The sequence below is a fragment of the Capnocytophaga sp. oral taxon 335 str. F0486 genome, assembly GCF_000277665.1.
Lineage (GTDB): Bacteria > Bacteroidota > Bacteroidia > Flavobacteriales > Flavobacteriaceae > Capnocytophaga > Capnocytophaga ochracea.
On sequence record NZ_AKFR01000029.1, the window covers coordinates 76674 to 96153 of the forward strand.

Annotated in this window: 16 protein-coding genes; 5 read left to right on the top strand and 11 right to left on the bottom strand. The window is 38.2% G+C overall.

From position 1 onward, the window contains the following. Window positions 1–106: 106 nt before the first annotated feature. From HMPREF1320_RS06075 to htpG, 4 genes are all read right to left on the bottom strand, one after another. On the bottom strand, window positions 107–1654 hold the full coding sequence (locus tag HMPREF1320_RS06075) for a sialidase family protein (RefSeq protein ID WP_009417864.1): 1548 nt from the start codon (window positions 1652–1654) through the stop codon (window positions 107–109). Window positions 1655–1749: 95 nt separating this feature from the next. Then, on the bottom strand, window positions 1750–2322 hold the full coding sequence (locus HMPREF1320_RS06080) for a PhnA domain-containing protein (RefSeq protein ID WP_009417815.1): 573 nt from the start codon (window positions 2320–2322) through the stop codon (window positions 1750–1752). A 115-nt stretch (window positions 2323–2437) separates the two neighbouring features. After that, a complete protein-coding gene (locus HMPREF1320_RS06085; protein WP_034554259.1) occupies window positions 2438–3175 on the bottom strand; it encodes an EthD domain-containing protein in 738 nt (245 codons plus the stop codon). Window positions 3176–3363: 188 nt separating this feature from the next. Continuing rightward, window positions 3364–5247, bottom strand: a complete 1884-nt coding sequence (gene htpG, locus HMPREF1320_RS06090) for a molecular chaperone HtpG (RefSeq protein ID WP_009417826.1) — start codon at window positions 5245–5247, stop codon at window positions 3364–3366. A gap of 581 nt (window positions 5248–5828) precedes the next feature. Between htpG and HMPREF1320_RS06095 the strand changes: the two genes are divergently transcribed. The 5 genes from HMPREF1320_RS06095 to HMPREF1320_RS06115 are packed head-to-tail and all read left to right on the top strand — an operon-like array spanning window position 5829 to window position 11082. After that, window positions 5829–8681 (top strand): DEAD/DEAH box helicase, encoded by a 2853-nt coding sequence (locus HMPREF1320_RS06095; protein WP_009417846.1) that lies wholly within the window; start codon window positions 5829–5831, stop codon window positions 8679–8681. 55 nt (window positions 8682–8736) lie between these two features. After that, window positions 8737–9024: a hypothetical protein gene (locus HMPREF1320_RS06100; RefSeq protein ID WP_002672706.1), complete on the top strand. Its 288-nt coding sequence runs from the start codon at window positions 8737–8739 to the stop codon at window positions 9022–9024. Window positions 9025–9041: 17 nt separating this feature from the next. Beyond that, a complete protein-coding gene (locus tag HMPREF1320_RS06105; protein WP_009417829.1) occupies window positions 9042–9266 on the top strand; it encodes a hypothetical protein in 225 nt (74 codons plus the stop codon). A gap of 15 nt (window positions 9267–9281) precedes the next feature. Next, window positions 9282–9791, top strand: a complete 510-nt coding sequence (locus HMPREF1320_RS06110) for a DUF4252 domain-containing protein (protein WP_009417850.1) — start codon at window positions 9282–9284, stop codon at window positions 9789–9791. A 7-nt stretch (window positions 9792–9798) separates the two neighbouring features. Beyond that, window positions 9799–11082, top strand: coding sequence for a dihydrolipoamide acetyltransferase family protein (locus tag HMPREF1320_RS06115; RefSeq protein ID WP_009417822.1), 1284 nt, complete (start codon window positions 9799–9801; stop codon window positions 11080–11082). 101 nt (window positions 11083–11183) lie between these two features. On the opposite strand, the gene ftsZ is transcribed toward HMPREF1320_RS06115, so the two are convergent. The 7 genes from ftsZ to HMPREF1320_RS06150 form a co-directional block, all read right to left on the bottom strand. Continuing rightward, on the bottom strand, window positions 11184–12965 hold the full coding sequence (gene ftsZ / locus HMPREF1320_RS06120; RefSeq protein WP_034554261.1) for a cell division protein FtsZ: 1782 nt from the start codon (window positions 12963–12965) through the stop codon (window positions 11184–11186). A 30-nt stretch (window positions 12966–12995) separates the two neighbouring features. Continuing rightward, on the bottom strand, window positions 12996–14423 hold the full coding sequence (gene ftsA, locus HMPREF1320_RS06125) for a cell division protein FtsA (RefSeq protein ID WP_009417866.1): 1428 nt from the start codon (window positions 14421–14423) through the stop codon (window positions 12996–12998). Window positions 14424–14674: 251 nt separating this feature from the next. Continuing rightward, entirely contained in the window at window positions 14675–15412 is a 738-nt protein-coding gene (gene kdsB, locus HMPREF1320_RS06130) for a 3-deoxy-manno-octulosonate cytidylyltransferase (protein WP_009417872.1), read from the bottom strand. 2 nt (window positions 15413–15414) lie between these two features. Next, window positions 15415–15858: a DUF6790 family protein gene (locus HMPREF1320_RS06135; RefSeq protein WP_009417888.1), complete on the bottom strand. Its 444-nt coding sequence runs from the start codon at window positions 15856–15858 to the stop codon at window positions 15415–15417. A 79-nt stretch (window positions 15859–15937) separates the two neighbouring features. Beyond that, window positions 15938–17290 carry an acetyl-CoA carboxylase biotin carboxylase subunit gene (gene accC / locus HMPREF1320_RS06140; RefSeq protein WP_009417859.1) on the bottom strand — a complete coding sequence of 451 codons (1353 nt, stop codon included), beginning with the start codon at window positions 17288–17290 and terminating at the stop codon, window positions 15938–15940. 11 nt (window positions 17291–17301) lie between these two features. Then, window positions 17302–17805 carry an acetyl-CoA carboxylase biotin carboxyl carrier protein gene (gene accB / locus HMPREF1320_RS06145; protein ID WP_002672720.1) on the bottom strand — a complete coding sequence of 168 codons (504 nt, stop codon included), beginning with the start codon at window positions 17803–17805 and terminating at the stop codon, window positions 17302–17304. Between the two features lie 32 nt (window positions 17806–17837). Next, entirely contained in the window at window positions 17838–18848 is a 1011-nt protein-coding gene (locus tag HMPREF1320_RS06150) for a beta-ketoacyl-ACP synthase III (protein WP_002672722.1), read from the bottom strand. Window positions 18849–19480: the final 632 nt, after the last annotated feature.

Consider the following 19480-nt stretch of genomic DNA (forward strand, 5'->3'; position numbering starts at 1 on the left):
TACTTCTTTTTTTATATACGAAGCAAATTTTTCGAGTATTTTAAATCAAACAAATAGAGACGATACTCTTTATATCGTCTCTATTAAGGTTACAAATTCTTTTGCTTTACTTGATAAACTCTTTGATAGGCACTTTTTGGAAGTATAAATCTCCATCACCTTCGTAAAGAATACCTATATATTTATTGTCTATTACCGTAAGACAAGAATAGCCCATAGCTACTTGCTCATACAACAATACTGAAGGAAGTTTATCCCAAGTATTACCTTCATCATCACTAACTTTGATAGTCATATTTACTCTGTTCTTTGCATCATTAGGATTAGAGAAGAATAAATACAGTTTTCCCTTTTTGTCCTTATATGAGATAATACTTGCCATACAATTGGGCTCGGTGAGGGCAGTGCGAGAGGTGTTGTGCTCTATCCACGTTTTGCCCATATCAGTAGTAACGGCTACGGAACGACCGTGATAGTTATCAGAGAGTTTATAGTTGGCGCGATTGCGGTCGTCGCGCATATTGAGCATTAGTGTACCGTGGGAGAGTTCTACCACTTGCGACTCGGTAGTGTGTGTTTTAGCTCCTGTACCTACGTGCCACGTCTTGCCGTGGTCTTTGCTGTAAATAATAGTAGAATGAGGCACTTGGTCTTTATCCTTAAACTGACCTGCAAATACCAAGGTACCATTACTCATTGAGATACCTCTGCCAGGTCCTTGGAAAAAGAGCCTCCATTCAGGATTTTTGATTTGAGAGGTGATATTAATAGGTTCACTCCACGTTTTGCCATCGTCTTCACTTTTTACTAGTACTATTTGTCCTGTTTCCTCAGGAGTCATTCCACTTTTAGAGCCCCACCAACTCATTGTTTGAGGATCTAAGCCGTGCTGCCACAAGCCCATCACCCAGATAGTATTGGTTTGCTCATCTACCAAAACTGCGGGATCTCCTACTCCATTAAGACGGTTAGGTTTTCCTCCCCATTCGCCCATATCAATCACTTTTTTCATTGGCTCCCACGTTTGTCCGCCATCAGTACTGCGGCTCATTCCTACATCGATATCTTCTTGCAAATCCTTGCAGTTGTTGTAACGATTGTCGTAAACGGCTATCAGCGTACCTTTATTAGTGGTTACAAGCCCTGGTATACGGTAACACTCTATGCCGTCTTGTTTACGCTGACGAAGGGCAATAGCTAAACGTTGTCCTTCTTTTTTAGCATTGTTGAACGTAAATTTAGCCTCGTTAGTGGTGAGTTTTACCTTTGATAAGTAGAGTTTTTGCAAGAGGTCTGGTTTTTGAATAGTACGGGCAGAAACCCAAACAAAAAGGCTATCATTAGTAGCTTTGAAATTCCCTTGTAGTTTGGTATTACAACTGAGATTCGAAGTTTTAGCAAAAAGTGTTGCTTGTTCTCTTTTAGCGTTAGCACCTACATAAACAGAGAGTTCTGAAAGGTTAAGTTTTTTACTTTTGAACTGCAAAGAGAGTTCTTTTACCTCTGTTCCTTGCTTTACAGGCAGTACAAATGAGGTAACAGGATTATCTTTATCAGTAGCCAAAGGCATTTGGGCTTGAGTAAAAGTCATTCCTTTTTGGGCATAGCCAAAGCTAAGGAAGCATAATGCAAGAATGGTAAATAGTTGTTTCATTTGTTAATTTATTGATTTAGAGATTGATTATTAATATTATAGACTTTGTCAAAGTCTTTAACTTTGACAAAGTTGTGATGTAAACTCATACAATATTATGCCTTTTTCACGTATTGAGTGAGGATAACGATTTGTTGTCCATCAACTTTGCCTTCTATATATTCAGCGTTTTCGGTGTCGAGAGTGATTTTGCGCACAACAGTACCTTGTTTAGCTGTCATACTAGTACCTTTTACTTTCAGGTCTTTGATAAGCACAACGTTATCACCATTAGCAAGTACTGCCCCATTGCTATCTTTGTGAATTACCTTTTCGCTCTCTTCCAAATGGTGGTCGGAGGCTTGGGCAAAAGCCAATTCTTCCTCATCTAAATACATCATATTTAGAAGGTCGAGCGACCAGCCTTCGTTTTTGAGTCGGTTGAGGAGACGCCACGCCATTATCTTTACAGGGCGGTATTCGCTCCACATACTATCGTTGAGGCAACGCCAATGGTTGCTATCCATCGTTTCGGGATTTTGTATTTGACTAAGGCAAGTACCACATACCAAAAGGCTATCATCTGTACTTTCGTTTCTAGCGGGAGGCACTGTATATACACTTAGGTTTTCAGTAGCTCCACAGAGCTCACAACAATTACCACTACGAGATTTTAGTTCTTGTAACATCTTAATTTAATTTGTCGATTTTCAATTAATCAATGTGCAAATATAAAAGTTTTTCTCTGAACTACAAAAAAAGAGGCACGAGCTACAAGCTCGTGCCGGCGTGTGATGATTTTTATTATAAAAACTCTACTTTTAAATAATTGATTTTACCTTCTGAATTTAGTTTTGCTGTATCTTTACCTTTAAAGGCAAAGAAAGTACCATCTTTTCGTTTCCCTGAGACAGCCCAATGAGTTTCAAGAGTATTTTCAGTAACTTTAATGGTTTCCCAAAGGTGTTTTGTAGTTTTATTCCTTTCAAAGAATTGTTTAAAAAAAGAGATCACTGCAGTTTTCCCTTTCATTTGTGAACCATCGGCACTTAACATTGTAATATCTTCAGAAAACAAAGCTATTAACTTATCAAAGTCTGCTACACTATTTCCTGCATAATCTGACAAATAGAAATACTCATCGAGAACTGTCCAATTCTTAACTTCAAAAGGCAATTTATCAAATATTTTTTCCTCAGTACCGAGCCACATTACGGAGTTTGCCATATCTACAAATTTGAGTTCATCGGCACGGAGGTCGGCTAAGGCTTTTTGCCCCTCAGGAGTGTTGCGGGCTCTGAGAAAATCGTCTTTACTTTCATACCACAATTCACCCATAGCATCAAAGGTAAAAGGGAGGGTTTCTCGCTGTGTAGACGATTTTTCATCAGTAGGTTGAAAAGGAAATGTTTTAGCATAATCCTTTATCAACAGGGCTTCCTTATAGTTTATTACTTTTTGAGAATGTGCTTCCCATAGTTTTATAAATTCTTCTGTGCTAAGATGCTGTTTCTTGCGCACAAACATTATAATCTTAAACATATCAATATAAGTTATCAGAATAATTAAAAGATTGTAAGGAATTTTACAAAACGTTTCTACAAAATATATTGTAAAAATACCTGACTATCATTATATTCAACTTTGCCAAAGGTCGTAGCACGACAAGCTATTAAGACCTTTGGCAAAGTGTATGCTGTGTTTGATTTGCTAATTGACAAATTTACTAATTAGCTCATTTCCCAATTTCTCTTTACAAAGTCGGCAAGTTCTTTACCTTTAAGGAGACCTTGTGAGAGTCGTGCTAAATCGAAGGCTTGCTTGATGAGAGCTTCTTTGGCGGTTTCACCTTCAGCTTTCATAATAGCATCGACTAAAGGAGAATTGCTATTTACCACTACGTGATACACTTCGGGGAAACCTCCCATTGCGAACATACCACCTCCTCCGGTAGCACTCATTTCCTTCATACGGCGCATAAACTCGGGTTGATTGATAACGAATGGCGTATCATCGCTGTCTAAGTCTTCTAACTGCACCATATAGCCTTCTTTAGGAATTACCTTCTCGATTTCAGCTTTCAGCGTGTTTTTCTCTTCGTCGGAAAGTTTGGCAATAATAGGTTCTTCTTTTTGTATCAGCTTAGCTACAGGAGCAGCATCTACACGGGTGAAAGTAAGTTTCTCATTATCACCCTCTAACTTCTGTATCAAGTGCGATACGATAGGGCTATCCAACAACAACACTTCGTAGCCTTTTTCTTTGGCTTGCTCAATAGCTGTGTATTGTTGTTCTTTATTTTGAGCATATAACACTACCAGAGTACCATTTTTGTCGGTTTGTTCAGCTTTTATTGCTTCTTTTAGTTCTGCCAAAGTGTAATACTTGCCATCGGTAGTGGGGTACAACATAAAATCGGCTGCTTTTTCGTAGAATTTATCATCGGTAAGCATTCCATATTCGAGCACTATCTTAATGTCGTTCCACTTGTTTTGGAAGTCGTCGCGATTATTAGTAAAGAGTGATTTTAGCTTATCAGCTACCTTACGAGTGATGTAATTAGCAATCTTCTTTACATTACCATCGGATTGGAGGTAAGAACGCGATACGTTTAGCGGAATATCTGGCGAATCTATCACCCCTTTGAGCATCGTTAAGAACTCGGGCACTATACCTTCGACGTTATCGGTAACAAATACTTGGTTTTGATACAACTGTATGCGGTCTTTCTGCAACTGCATATCGTTAGTGAGCTTAGGAAAATAGAGGATACCGGTAAGGTGGAACGGATAATCTACGTTCAGATGAATGTGGAAAAGAGGTTCATCGAACTGCATTGGGTAGAGTTCGTGATAGAACGCCTTGTAATCCTCATCTTTCAAATCGGCTGGCTGTTTCGTCCAAGCAGGATTAGGATTATTTACAATATTATCAACCGTTACATATTCCGTTTTATAGTCGTCAGGGGCATTTTCAGGGCGAGGTAACGGCTCTTGTTTTGTACCAAATTTAATTGGGATAGGCATAAAGCGGTTGTACTTGCGCAATAGTTCTTCGATACGGAAGTCTTCCAGAAACTCAGTAGAGTCATCGGCGATGTGCAAGATAATTTCAGTACCGCGTTCGGTGCGTAGGTCGGTTTCCTCTAAGGTAAATTCAGGACTACCGTCGCATACCCAACGCACGGCTGGAGCATCGGTATAGGATTTGGTGATGATTTCCACTTGTTTGGCTACCATAAAAGCAGAGTAGAAGCCTAACCCAAAATGACCTATCACTCCGGCGTCTTTGGCAGTATCTTTATATTTTTCCAAAAACTCCTCAGCTCCTGAAAAGGCAATTTGGTTGATGTACTTTTCGACCTCTTCAGCGGTCATACCGATACCTTGATCGATTATATGGAGGGTTTTATTGTCCTTATCGACCTTCACTTCGATGATAGGGTTCCCATATTCCACTTTTGCCTCGCCTATAGTAGTGAGGTGTTTCAGTTTAAGGGTAGCATCGGTAGCGTTGGAGATGAGTTCGCGTAAGAATATCTCGTGATCGCTGTACAAGAATTTTTTAATGAGTGGAAAGATGTTTTCCACAGAGACGTTTATATTTCCTTTCATTTTTATTTAGTTAAGAAGTAAGAGATAAGAGGTAAGACTCGTTTCTCTTAATTTGTTATTTACTAGGGGGAATATAGCGAAAAGAGTACCAAAGTAGGAGGAGGTGACAAAATGGCAGATAAGAGGTCGTACGGTATTTTAATTAGCAAATTAGAAAATTAGAAAATTAAAGAGAGTTTATAGAAAAGACGGTGCGAGACGAACAAAAGACGAACAAAAGACGGTGCGAGCCGCACGGGCAGATAGAAAAAGGACGAACAAAAGACGAACAAAAGACGAACAAAAGACGAACAAAAGACGAACAAAAGACGAACAAAAGACGAACAAAAGACGAACAAAAGACGAACAATGAATGGTGATAAAATAAAGATAAGGTGAAGATATAATATATCAAGTTTTAACTTTACCAAAGTTTGAAATTTTCGGAAAGTGAGGACAAATATCTTGCAAAGTGTTGTTCAATAAAGGTTTTTTCCTATCGATGTTGATAAAAAGAGGGCACTTAGTTTTTTTATTCCTGTAAAAATACTGTACCTTTGTCCGCTGAATACAAAACCTTACAGCAATTACATTATTGAGTTATGTTTTTATTTTTTGACTTTAGCTTTCACCCTACCATAGAACTAGCTTTGCCTAATGCTTATTTAGCCGAAAAACAAAACGGATACGCCTCGTTTTACAAGAAAGCTACCACAGAAGTATTACATAGTTTGACTAACTTTGAACTATCAGAAAGTGAAAAAAGGGCTTTAAGTATCGTAAATAGTCTACAACCTAATATTCTACATCAAAAATACATCAAAAAAGGGGAAAGTTTTGAGGAAATATACAAAAATGCCCAAATAAAAAAGCATATTCAACAACAAATAGAAGAAAAAACGGCTGAATTACTTTCTATTATTGCAGAAAATAGTTTGTTTATCACTACTAACCACAATCACAAAGACGATATCAGTAAGAAAATACTCCCCATAAGCACAAATATAATTGAACCTCTATTGGAATTTACAAAAATTGAAGGAGGTATTAGTTATCGGTTGTTGTTACAGAAAGACGATGAAAAATTATTGCCTTGTGAAAGCCATATCGAACTGCTGAACAACTCATACGCTTGGATTGTACTCAAAGGGCAAGTAGTGCGAGTAGCACATATTAAAGCTTCGCACCTTAAACCTTTTTTGAATAAAGAAAGTAGCTTTATTCCCGAAAAAACTTTCCCCGAATACTTCGAGAAATTCCTTAAAAAAGTACTTAGAAATGCACAGGTAGAAGCAAAAGGCTTTAAAATTATTACTCAGAATGAATTAAAAGGTAGTGAATTGGATATTTTATACGATTTCTTTGCCAATCATTACAAAATATACATACACTTTGATTACAATGGTTATACTTTTGACAGTAATCAGGCGAAAAACAATCAGTCGAACTTAGAAATAAGCTCCAATAACGATATAAAAATATATAATTACCAACGAAATAAAGAAGAAGAAACAAGAAAGTATCGCCTTTTGGAACAGTTGGGTTTTGTGAACGACGGAGGTACTTTTTCAGTTGAAAGTAAAGACCCTTTTGCTTCGTATTTTCATCTGTTGCACTGCAAAAAAGATTTGGAAGAAGCAGGTTTTGGCTTTCATACTTTTAGTATAGAAGGTGGAAAAGAAATCAGTGAACATCTGCCTGAGCTCATTTTTACAGAAACAAGTACTGAAAACGATTGGTTTGACCTCAATATAAGAGTAAAACAAGGAGAAAATAGCTTTCATTTTAAAGATTTAATTAAGAATTTAAAAGGAAATAACCCTATTTACTTACTTCCTGATGGGAAAGCCTTCATTATTCCTCAAGAATGGTTTAGTAAGTTTGGTAGTATTGCCAAATATGCACAAATTAGGCAGGAAAAACTGCAAATTAGCAAGAGTAACTATGCACTTTTGGAAGCTGTACCCGAGATAAAACCTCAGAACTTAGTAGAAAAAGTGAATTATACCCCCTCGCCTAACCTACGAGCTACCTTACGTCCGTATCAAATAGAGGGTGTGGAGTGGCTTTTACAACACTATTACAATGGTGTTGGGGCGTGCCTTGCTGATGATATGGGACTTGGGAAAACACTACAAACCATTGCCTTATTGGTGGCTATACACGATGCTTTACCCAAAAAAGCGATTGAAACTGCCGACCTTTTTTCAGGGATAGAAAAGAGTAAAGAGGCTCTAAAAGTATTGGTTATTCTGCCTTCATCGCTTATTTTTAATTGGTATGACGAGACTAAAAGGTTTGCCCCACATTTTAAATGCACACAATACGTGGGGACTGACCGAAAAGTAAAAGCCAAACGCTTAGGCAATTACGATGTGGTTTTTACCAGTTATCCGATAGTAGAACGCGATGTGGAACTCTTCCAAAAGTACGAATTTAGGTATATCATTTTAGATGAAAGCCAGCGTATTAAAAACAAGAACTCAAAGACATTCAAAGCAATACATACCTTAAAAGCGACTCATCGCATTGCGCTGAGTGGGACACCTATTGAGAACTCACTCAGTGACTTATGGTCGCAGATGCAATTTATCAATCCGAATATACTGAAAAGTTATGCTTCGTTTTACAAGAACTATGAAGTAGAAATCAGCAAAAAGAAAAACGCGCAAGCCTTAGAGGAGTTAAAGACTATTATCAGTCCGTTTTTACTAAGGCGGACAAAGGAGCAAGTGCTTGACGATTTGCCAGAAATGGAAGAGCAAATTATCTACTGTCCTATGAGTGAAGCCCAACACAAATGGTATGAAACAGAAAAATCGAAAGTGCGTAACCAGCTTTTACAAATTAATGAGCCAATCACTGAATTTAATACCCTAAATATGCTAATGAGGCTTAGAAAAATAAGCTTACACCCTAAATTAGTGGACAAAGAGAGTAAAATTGCATCAGGCAAGTACGAAGAAGTGATAAATTATATGGAGGAATTGCTACAATCATCTCGAAAAGCACTTATTTTTAGCAGTTTTGTGAGTCATTTAGCACTTTATGAAGAATGGTGTAACAAAAAAGGGATAAAATATGCTAAACTAACAGGCGAAACACCTTCGTTTGAGCGCAAGAACCAAGTAGAGATGTTTCAGAACAATCCTAGTATATCGTTCTTTTTCATTTCGCTTAAAGCAGGTGAGGTAGGATTAAATCTCACGCAAGCCTCTTATGTTTTGTTATTAGACCCGTGGTGGAATCCGTTTTCTGAAAAGCAAGCTATTGGGAGGGCTCACCGTATAGGGCAACAAAATAAAGTGAACGTAATACGCTTTGTGAGCAAGGATACCATTGAGGAAAAAATCATCAAATTACAGAAAAGTAAAAGAGAACTTTCCGAAAACATTATTGATGAAAATCACATCATTAAGGAAGTAATGGAACAAATTGATAGCTTATTGGAATAATTTTTGTGCAATATTTTATTGTTAATTATCAATTATTTTTTACCTTTGCATTATTATGAAGATTAGATTATTTAAATTACCAAAGAACAAGCGCTTTAACTATACTCCTCGTTACTACGAAGGGAAGGAAGAAGGCAACCCTTTTGAGATGGGCTCACGCATTCGCAAAGACCGCGAAACCGTAACGAACCACTTCACGGAAGAATGGCGTTCTATCCGCAGTGAGAGTCGCAACCGAAAAAACGCAGGGGTAAACAAAACTTTTTGGATAGTGTTATTAGTATTGATATTGATAACTCTTTACTTCCTTGACTTTGATTTATCAATATTCAGAAGACATTAACAAAGTTACAAGAAAATATGAAAAAAACTATTGCAATTTGTGTACTCATAGCGGTGGCGATAGGATTAGGCTCTTTTTATTGGGTGAAACAGCAACGAGAATACAAAGAAGCAGAGTACAACTACCAAGTAATAAAAAAAGGGCTTTTAATACTCTCAGAGGAATATAATAAAGGCGCTGAGAAAGTGCAATACCTCAAAGAGTATGAAGAAACTAAAAACAAAATCGTTAAAGAACATTAACAACATATTGTTACTATGAAAATAAAGAAAATATTAATGCTATCTGCTTTTTGGGTGACCATAGCTGTTAACGGACAGACAGCCTTTGAAAAGTTAGAAACCAATAAAGATATTAGCACTGTGGTAGTATCACAGAAGATGTTTCAGATGCTATCAAAAATTGACAGTAAAGATGCGGAAGCTAAAGAGTTTATGGAAGTTGCTAATAAGCTCAAAGGAATGAAGATTTTTACGACTGAAAGTAAAACGGCTGCTGGGCTAATGAAAACAGAAGCACAACAGTACCTTAAAACAGCAGGGCTATCAGAATTAATGCAAGTAAAAGACAAAGCTCAAAATGTAAAATTCTACACCAAAGAAGGGAAAGATGCTACCCACGTATCGGAACTGCTAATGCTTGTAGAACCGACCGAGACTTCAAAACAAACTATTGTATTATCGCTCACAGGCGATATAGACCTTAATAAAATAAGCGTATTAACCAAAAATATGAACCTCCCACAAGAGGTTAAAGAAATAAAGTAGCAGGAAAATGGCAAGATATGAATTAATTTTCCCTTCATTAGGAGAAAGTGTAACAGAGGCTGTTGTTACCAACTGGCTGAAAAAAGTAGGCGATCCTGTAGAAGCTGAAGAAAGTATTGTGGAAGTATCTACAGATAAAGTAGATACTGAAGTACCTACTGATGTGTCGGGTATATTGGCTGAAATCAAGTTTCAAGTGAATGATGTTGTGAAAGTAGGTGAAGTAATAGCTGTTATTGAGACACAAGAAGAGATTAGCACTTCTGGAGAGGCGCTTGATGTTGTACAACAATCGGTTGCAAGTTTAGAAAAGAACATTGCTAACATACAACAAAGTACCTCAGCTCAGCCACAAATAGACTTCAGCAAAACAGAGCGTTTCTATTCACCTTTGGTAAAGAATATCGCTAAGAAAGAAGGTATCAGTTTAAGTGAGTTAGACAGCATCAAAGGAACGGGGTTAAACGACCGCGTAACCAAGAGTGATATTCTTGACTATCTATCGCATAGGACACAAGGAAAAGCAAAGCCTTCAGCTACTTTTGATACTACTCCTGCCGATAAGAGAGTTTATACCAAACACGGTGAAGAACGAATTGAGATGAGCCGTATGGGTAAACTCATTGCAGAGCATATGCTAAAAAGCAAACTTACTTCAGCACACGTACAAAGTTTTATTGAGGTAGATGTAACCCGCATATGGAAATGGCGCAATAAAGTGAAAAAAGCATTTGAAGAGCGCGAAGGTGAGAAATTCACTTTTACACCTATCTTTATGGAAGTGGTTGCCAAAGCACTTGTTGATTTTCCTATGATGAATGTCTCAGTAGAAGGAGATAACATTATCAAGAAGAAAAATATTAATATAGGTATGGCTACTGCGCTATCTGACGGCAACCTAATTGTTCCCGTTATAAAAAACGCTGATGAGCTCAGTTTAAGAGGTATGGCAAAAGTAGTAAATGACCTTGCTAATAGAGCTCGTGCTAATGCACTCAAGCCTGATGAAGTGAAAGATGGCACATATACAGTAACCAATATAGGTTCATTTGGCACTTTGTTTGGCACTCCTATTATTAATCAGCCACAAGTAGGTATCTTAGCAATAGGAGCTATCCAAAAAGTTCCTGCTGTAATTGAAACTCCAGAAGGAGACACAATAGGCATTCGTTATAAACTAATGCTTTCTCACAGTTATGACCATCGTGTTGTAAATGGAGCCTTAGGAGGAATGTTTGTACAGCGTGTAGCTAAATATCTTGAAGAGTGGGATATGAATAGAGTACTATAAAATAATTTCAATAATGTGATTGTATAGAAAAACGGGAAGTTTTAATTAAACTTCCCGTTTTTATTAGAATATGGTTTTTCTCATAGATGAGTCCTATAAAACTAATCTACATTGTCGTGTAAATAAGAATTGTTTTTTCTTATTTGCATCTCTCCTGCGCTATCTTTCCCCATAGAGGTACGTGATTGATTATTACTTCCAAACTTGTAGTTATAATCTTGCAAACGATTGGAACGAGAGCGTTTCATTACATCAGAGATTCTACTATCAATAGGGTTCAAAGAAGACTCTATATCCTCTTCTTCTGCAAACATATCTAATTGACCTGAAGAAGGAGAAGTTTTGGACTTAGAATCCTCTTCTTTCTTATAAAGAATAAACTCGTTTGAGTTTTTATCTTCTGTAAAAGAGGTTGGCTTTGCTTCTATAAAAGTTCTTTCAAGCTCTGTATAGTCTTCTAAAGTATAACGAATTTCTCCCTCTTGATTTACAACAGGAGGATTCTTCCGGCGTTCTACTTGAGGAGCTTCTTTATGAATATCCTCACTCAATTGGTGAATAATTGGAGCTTCTTTTTCGGGCTCTTCGTGTTTTACTGATGTTGATTGCTGGGTTTGCACTTCAGCTTTTTTTTCAATAGTTTGAAAACTATTCTTTTTAGGAATAGACTTATCTACTATCACAAACTCATCATTTACAGCAGTAACTATTTCACAATCCACCCAAATATTAAATAAATCTGATAGCGAAGACTCTTTCTTTATATCAGAGATTGAGGAAATAGGATAACTGCTATTTATAGCATTAACCACAGTTCCTTTAGGTTCTGTTAAATCACGAGTAGCTGTTTGATTTTCCTCAAGAATATGTATTACCTTTTTGGTTTCAGCGTTCACTATTTCTTGTTGTTGGTCAGCATCAAAGCCTGTGGCAATCACTATCACAGAAATAGCTTCTCCTAATGATTCATCTTCACCTATCCCATAGATAAGGTCAGCCATATTATCACCTGCTTGCTCTTGGATAAAACTACTTATTTCAGTAACTTCACGCTGAGTAGCTTCTTTTTTACCATAAGTAATCAAAAGAAGAGCGTTTTTAGCACCTGCTATCTTATTATCATTTAGTAAAGGAGAGTTTAAAGCAGCTGCTACAGCTTCATAAGCTCTGTTATCACCTTCAGCTGAGGCTGAGCCCATAATAGCTGTACCCCCGTTTTCAAGTACGGTACGAGCATCACGTAAGTCGATATTTACAAGGTAATGCTTACTGATTACCTCAGCCATACCTTTAGCTCCTTTTAATAATATCTCATTCGCCTTTCCATAACTCTCTTTAATACTCAAATCACCGTATATTTCGTTGATTTTATTATTATTGATAACAATAAGAGAATCTACACATTCACGTAGTTTCTTAATACCCGCTTGTGCTTGTCGACTGCGTTTTAAGCCTTCATAATTAAATGGAGTAGTTACAATAGCAACGGTAAGAATACCCATATCCTTAGCTTGCTTAGCTATTACGGGCACTGCTCCTGTTCCTGTTCCACCACCCATACCAGCTGTGATAAACACCATTTGGGTATTCCCTTCCAAAGTACGTTGGATATCCTCAATACTTTCAAGAGCCGCTTTTTCACCAATATCAGGATTGGCTCCTGCTCCTAATCCTTCAGTAAGGGTAACTCCTAATTGAATTTTATTAGGGATAGGGCTGTTTTCCAAAGCTTGTGCATCTGTATTACAGACTACATAATCTACCCCTTTTATACCTTCGTTGTGCATGAAATTCACGGCGTTGCACCCTCCGCCTCCTACGCCAATAACTTTGATATAGTTACTAATATTCTTTGGCAAATCAAATTGAATGTCCGAATTCATATCAAAAAAATCATAATTATTTGTTTCTACTTAATCTTCACTATCTAAGAAGTCCTTTAGTTTTTCATTTAATTTACTCCACCAACCTCTACTAGTTTTATGTATCTCTAATTCATCATCTTCATCTTTATCTTGAAAAACGTTTATTTTTGGTGAATCTACTATTGTGATAGGTTGTTTTTCAAGTGATGAATCCTGCAAATCTGCTGATAAAGGCTCTACTACCGCTCCTTTTCCGTTCTCTATTGTTTCTTGAGCTTTTACTTCCTGGAAGCGTTTTTTAAATTGCTCTTCTGCTTCATTTTCAATAGCGCTCATTACAAGACCTATAGCCGTAGAGTAAATAGGCGAAGTAAGTTTAGGGTCAGAGTTACCTGCTAAGTGCTCATTAGGATAACCTATGCGGGCATCCATTCCCGTAATATATTCTACTAACTGAACAATATGCTTCAGTTGGCTTCCACCTCCTGTGAGTACTACTCCGGCAAACAGTTTCTTTTTAGTTTCTTCGTGACCGTAATTTTTAATCACGTTAAACACTAAATTGATAATCTCACTTACTCTTGCGTGAATAATTTTAGAAAGGTTTTTAAGTGTTATTTCTTTAGGTTCCTTCCCTTTAATACCAGGAATAGATACTATCTCATTATCTCGGTTCTCTCCTGGCCAAGCCGACCCAAATTCTACTTTCAGCATCTCGGCTTGACGGGTGAGTATTCCACAACCTTCTTTTATATCATCAGTAATAATATTACCTCCTAAAGGCACTACGGCTGTATGGCGAATAATACCATCTTTAAAGATAGCTACATCGGTGGTACCACCTCCTATATCCACTAACACCACTCCTGCATCTTTTTCCTCTTCGCTTAATACAGCTTTAGCAGAAGCAATAGGTTCCAAAGTAAGACCTATGGGCTTTAGATGTGCCATTTCCACACAACGAGTAATCCCTTTGATAGCGCTTACTTGCCCGATAACTAAGTGAAAAGTAGCATCTAAACGCGTCCCCATCATACCGATAGGTTCTTTAATATCTCCCACATTATCTACTTTATAGTCCTGAGGGAGTGCGTGAATTATCTTTTGTCCTGGTGAAAGTGCTATAGAAAACACCTGTTCTTTCAGCCGTTCCAAATCGTCAAAGTCTATAAGTTGTTCAGGGTCTGTGCGGGTAATATAATCGCTATGTGAACGACTTATGATATTTTGTCCTGCGATACCTGCTTCTACGTTCTCAATTTCTAAGCCTGTCTTTTCTTTGGCATCTTGAATAGCATCCATAATAGATTGAGTAGTTTTAGCAATGTTAGTTACTACTCCTTTATTGATACCTTCACTTTTAGATTGCCCATAACCTAAAATCTGAATCTTCCCGTATTCGTTCTTTGCCCCTACCATAGTTACAATCTTGGTAGTCCCGATATCTAACCCTACGTAATACTTGTTATATTTCATTTTTCACTTAAACAACTATATTCTGATGTATAGCCGATAATTTTTTGTTTAATTCGTTATTAATTAGGTCGCTCTATTCGTGTCTTCACACTTCTTTAGACGTAGCAAAGATATAGAAAAAAAGAAACTTTACAGCATTTTTTTATTAATAAGTTATCAACATTTTTATAAATAGCTGATAATCAATGTTAATAATTTGCTAAATTTCTGCTTTATTCCCCTCAATTTTAGTCTTTTTATCTCTATTTTTATCACTTTTGTGTAATCAATCGCTTACGTGCCCTCTCCAAATCTTCGGGGGTATCAATCCCTATGGTAGGAATATTGGTAAGTGCTAAACGTATTTTAAACCCATTTTCTAAGTAACGAAGCTGTTCTAATTTTTCCGTTTCTTCTAATAAGGAAGGAGGTAACTCGGTGAACTGTTGTAATGCTTCTTTGCGATAGGCGTAAATACCTATGTGCTTGTAATAAGACACCTTGGTATTAGGGTCGCGAGGAAAAGGAATGATATTCCTCGAAAAATAGAGTGCCTCTCCAAATTTGTTCACTACTACCTTCACATTGTTTGGGTTTGCAATATCATCTGGGTCGGTAATACGTTCCATTAGGCTCGCTACCGCTATGCTTTTAGTAAGGTCTTTAGCAAAAATATCAATTACTTTTTGTAAGTTCTCTTTATCTGTAAAAGGCTCATCTCCTTGTACATTTACAATAATATCTACGTCTAAATCTCTTGAAGCTTCTGCCAAACGGTCACTGCCACTATTGTGTTCTTTTTTACTGCGAATTACTTTGCCTCCTACCTCTCGTATCGCCTTTTCTATACGGTCGTCATCAGTTACCACATACACTTCGTCAAACAAGCGGGTATCAGCTACACGTTCATAAGTATGTACAATTACAGGCTTGCCACAAAGGTCTTGTATCAGCTTTGCAGGAAAGCGGGTCGCTCCGTAGCGGGCAGGTATCATTGCTATCAGTTTCATCTCTAATTCAGTATAAACAATATTAATAACGTTAGGGGCATTAGCAAATCAGGAAGAATAATCCATACGTTCCCTTTGTTGAAATTGTGTTTTCGCTTCATCTCAGCAATGTGTAACAAGGCTGCTCCTATCAAGAATACACTAAACGGAATAGCCGTTGCCAACCAGAATCCGTCGCGAAACCAATGGCACAATATACCACAAATACCAATCCCCAACGACACAAACCCCAATTCTTTTTGAAAACCATTAGATACCCATCCTATGGTTTTAGCTACTTTCTCACTGAGTACCGAGTGCCCTACAAAGTTAAACAACCCAAAAAAGCCTACTCCATAAACCAAATGAGTGTATAATGCAGTATATACAAAGCTTTCATCGAAAGAAAAAGCATACAGTACAACAGCTAATACCCAACAAATAAAATATACAATAAGATATATCATAGTATTGTAACGATATAAAAGGGACTATCTTTCTCTTGAGTTAGACAGTCCCTTTCTTTATATAACCATTTCTACTTCATTATTCTGCCACTTGGGGTTTCATCTGGAAATCCTCCATAAACTTAGTAGTGTAATTGCCTGCTAAGTAATCGGGGTCGTCCATTAGTTGCAAGTGGAACGGAATCGTGGTTTTCACTCCTTCTACTACAAACTCGTCTAAGGCGCGTTTCATCTTAGCAATTGCTTCCTCACGGGTTTGCGCTGTAGTGATGAGTTTCGCAATCATCGAGTCGTAGTTAGGCGGAATTACATAACCACTGTACACGTGAGTATCGAGACGCACTCCGTGACCTCCTGGGGCGTGCAAGGTGGTAATCTTACCTGGCGACGGACGGAAGTCGTTATAAGGGTCTTCCGCATTGATGCGACACTCTATGGCGTGCAGTTTAGGCGTGTAGTTCTTACCTGAGATAGGCACTCCGGCAGCTACCAATATCTGTTCGCGAATAAGGTCGTAGTCTATCACCTGTTCAGTGATAGGGTGCTCTACTTGTATACGAGTATTCATCTCCATAAAGTAGAAATTGCGGTCTTTGTCTACCAAGAACTCTACCGTTCCTGCCCCTTCATATTTGATATACTCAGCAGCTTTCACTGCAGCTTCTCCCATACGCTTGCGAAGGTCGTCCGTCATAAAAGGCGACGGCGTTTCCTCGGTAAGTTTCTGGTGGCGACGCTGTATCGAGCAATCGCGTTCTGAAAGGTGACAAGCCTTGCCGTATTGGTCGCCTACGATTTGTATCTCAATGTGACGAGGGTCTACAATCAGCTTTTCCATATACATCGCATCGTTACCAAAGGCAGCTCCTGCTTCCTGCATCGCGCTGTTGAGGGCTTTCTCGAGGTCTTCCTCTTTCCATACATCGCGCATACCGCGACCTCCCCCACCGGCAGTAGCTTTCAGCATCACAGGGTAGCCTATTTCAGCAGCTATCTTTTTAGCGTGCTCCAACGATTCTACGAGCCCGTCAGAACCTGGTACGGTAGGCACTCCTGCGGCTTTCATAGTCGCTTTAGCTGATGCCTTATCACCCATTCTCTCTATCATCTCAGGCGATGCGCCTATAAACTTAATGCCGTGTTCTGCACAAATCTTCGAGAATTTCGCATTTTCCGAAAGAAATCCGTAGCCTGGGTGTATGGCATCGGCATTAGTAATTTCGGCAGCGGCTATAATATTAGGTATTTTTAAGTATGAATCTTTGCTGGGTGGAGGACCTATACACACAGCTTCATCGGCAAAACGCACGTGCAAGCTGTCAGCATCGGCAGTAGAATATACGGCTACCGATTTGATACCCATTTCGCGACACGTACGTATCACGCGTAAGGCAATTTCTCCACGGTTGGCTATCAATATTTTTTTAAACATAATTGTTTGGTTTATGAAGGATCCACTAAATACAATGGCTGGTCAAATTCTACAGGTGAAGAATCATCAACCAATATTTTAACTATCTTACCAGAAACTTCTGATTCTATTTCGTTGAAAAGTTTCATCGCCTCAATAATGCAAATCACACTACCTTTGGCTATGGTAGAACCTACTTCCACAAATAGCGGTTTGTCTGGACCAGGACGACGATAAAAAGTACCAATCATCGGCGATTTGATAGTAATGTATTTGCTATCGTCATCGGCAGGTGTTGCTGGTTTGCTGTCAGCAGGTTCAGCTGTAGGAAGTTGTTGTACAGGCACTTGCTGTTGCAAAGGCAATTGCGGTAGCTGTTGTGCTACGGGCAATTGTTGTACAAACACTTGCTCTTTGCCACTTTCATCAGGGTTCGTTTTAATGGTGATTTTTACATCTTCCATTTCCAATTTCACTTCGCTTGCCCCCGACTTGGCAACAAACTTAATTAAATTTTGAATGTCTCTTAAATCCATACGTGTATTGTATTTTTCTCAATGGTTGTTCCTTATTTGTGATAAAGGGCTCCGTCGTATGCCCATTTTAAGTAAATAGCTCCCCAAGTGAAACCTCCCCCAAAGGCTGCCAATACTATATTGTCTCCTTTTTTGAGTTGGTTTTCATAGTCGTTAAGAGCTAAGATGATGGTTGCCGAAGTTGTATTGCCGTACTTGTGAATGTTGAGCATCACTTTTTCAGCAGGTAATCCCATACGCTCGGCGGTAGCATCAATAATGCGTTTATTAGCTTGGTGAGGCGTAAGCCATTGCACTTCGTTTGAGGTCAAACCGTTCCGTTTGATAAGCTCCTCTGCTATGTCAGCCATTCCTGTAACCGCATATTTAAACACCGTTTTACCGTCTTGGAATACAAAATGGTCTTTGTTAGCAACTGTTTCAGCCGTAGTCGGACAGAGAGAACCTCCTGCTTTTATGTACAAATAGTTACGTCCTATGCCATCACTTCTTAAAAGTTCGTCCTGTACACCTAAACCTTCATAGTTAGGTTCAAAGAGTGCAGCCCCTCCCCCATCGCCGAAGATAATGCAAGTAGCTCTATCGGTATAGTCTATGATAGACGACATTTTATCTGCCCCCACCAAGAGTACTTTTTTATAACGTCCTGATTCTATGTATTTAGCAGCTACCGAAACCCCAAATAAGAAGCTCGAACACGCAGCTTGCAAATCGAATGAAAAAGCATTCACAGCCCCTATTTGCGACGCTACATAAGGACCTGTAAGGGCTACAGGCATATCAGGGGTAGCCGTAGCCAAAATAACTAAGTCTATTTCTTTGGGGTCGAGACCTGTTTTACGAATAAGGTCTTTAGCGGCTTCAATTCCTAAAAATGATGAACCTTTATTAGGGTCTTTAAGTATGCGTCTTTCTTTGATACCTGTACGGGTGTAAATCCACTCATCGTTAGTATCTACCATTTTTTCTAACATTTCATTGGTTAGAACATCTTCAGGTACATAGCCTCCGATAGCCGTAATGGCAGCGGTTATTTTCTCCATCGTAATTCTCTAAATTAATTTTTATATAACTCACATAGTGATTATTAACTCCAATAAGTAGTTTTTTCACAAAGCCCACTATGTAAATTTGGGGCAAAAGTACATAATATTTTTGATTTAGCACCAATATGCAAAGAGTTTTTTTACTGAATATCCTTTTAAAAGCTTATTTTTAATGATGCAAAATTTTTACAAATTAATAAAACCCTAATAAAATGAACTTTTAAACTATTATAAAACACCCTATCTCCACCCTGCTACTCAGGTTTCACTCGTTCATCATTCGTTTATGTATAAACTTTGCAGAAGTTTGAAACTCTAACAAAGTTAAAAACCTCTAATAACCATCTTTTTATCTTTACCTCAACTTCAACTTACCTTCGCTTTAGCATCGCTCTTCCTTCGTCTTTTCTCTATCTGCCCGTGTGGCTCGCACCGTCTTTTATTCGTCTTTCCCTCATCTGCTCGTGCAAATCGCACCGTCTTTTATTCGTCTTTTCTCTATCTGCCCGTGTGGCTCGCACCGTTCATTGTTCGTTCATTGTTCGTTCATTGTTCGTTCATTGTTCGTTCATTGTTCGTTCATTGTTCGTTCATTGTTCGTTCATTGTTCGTTCATTGTTCGTTCTTTA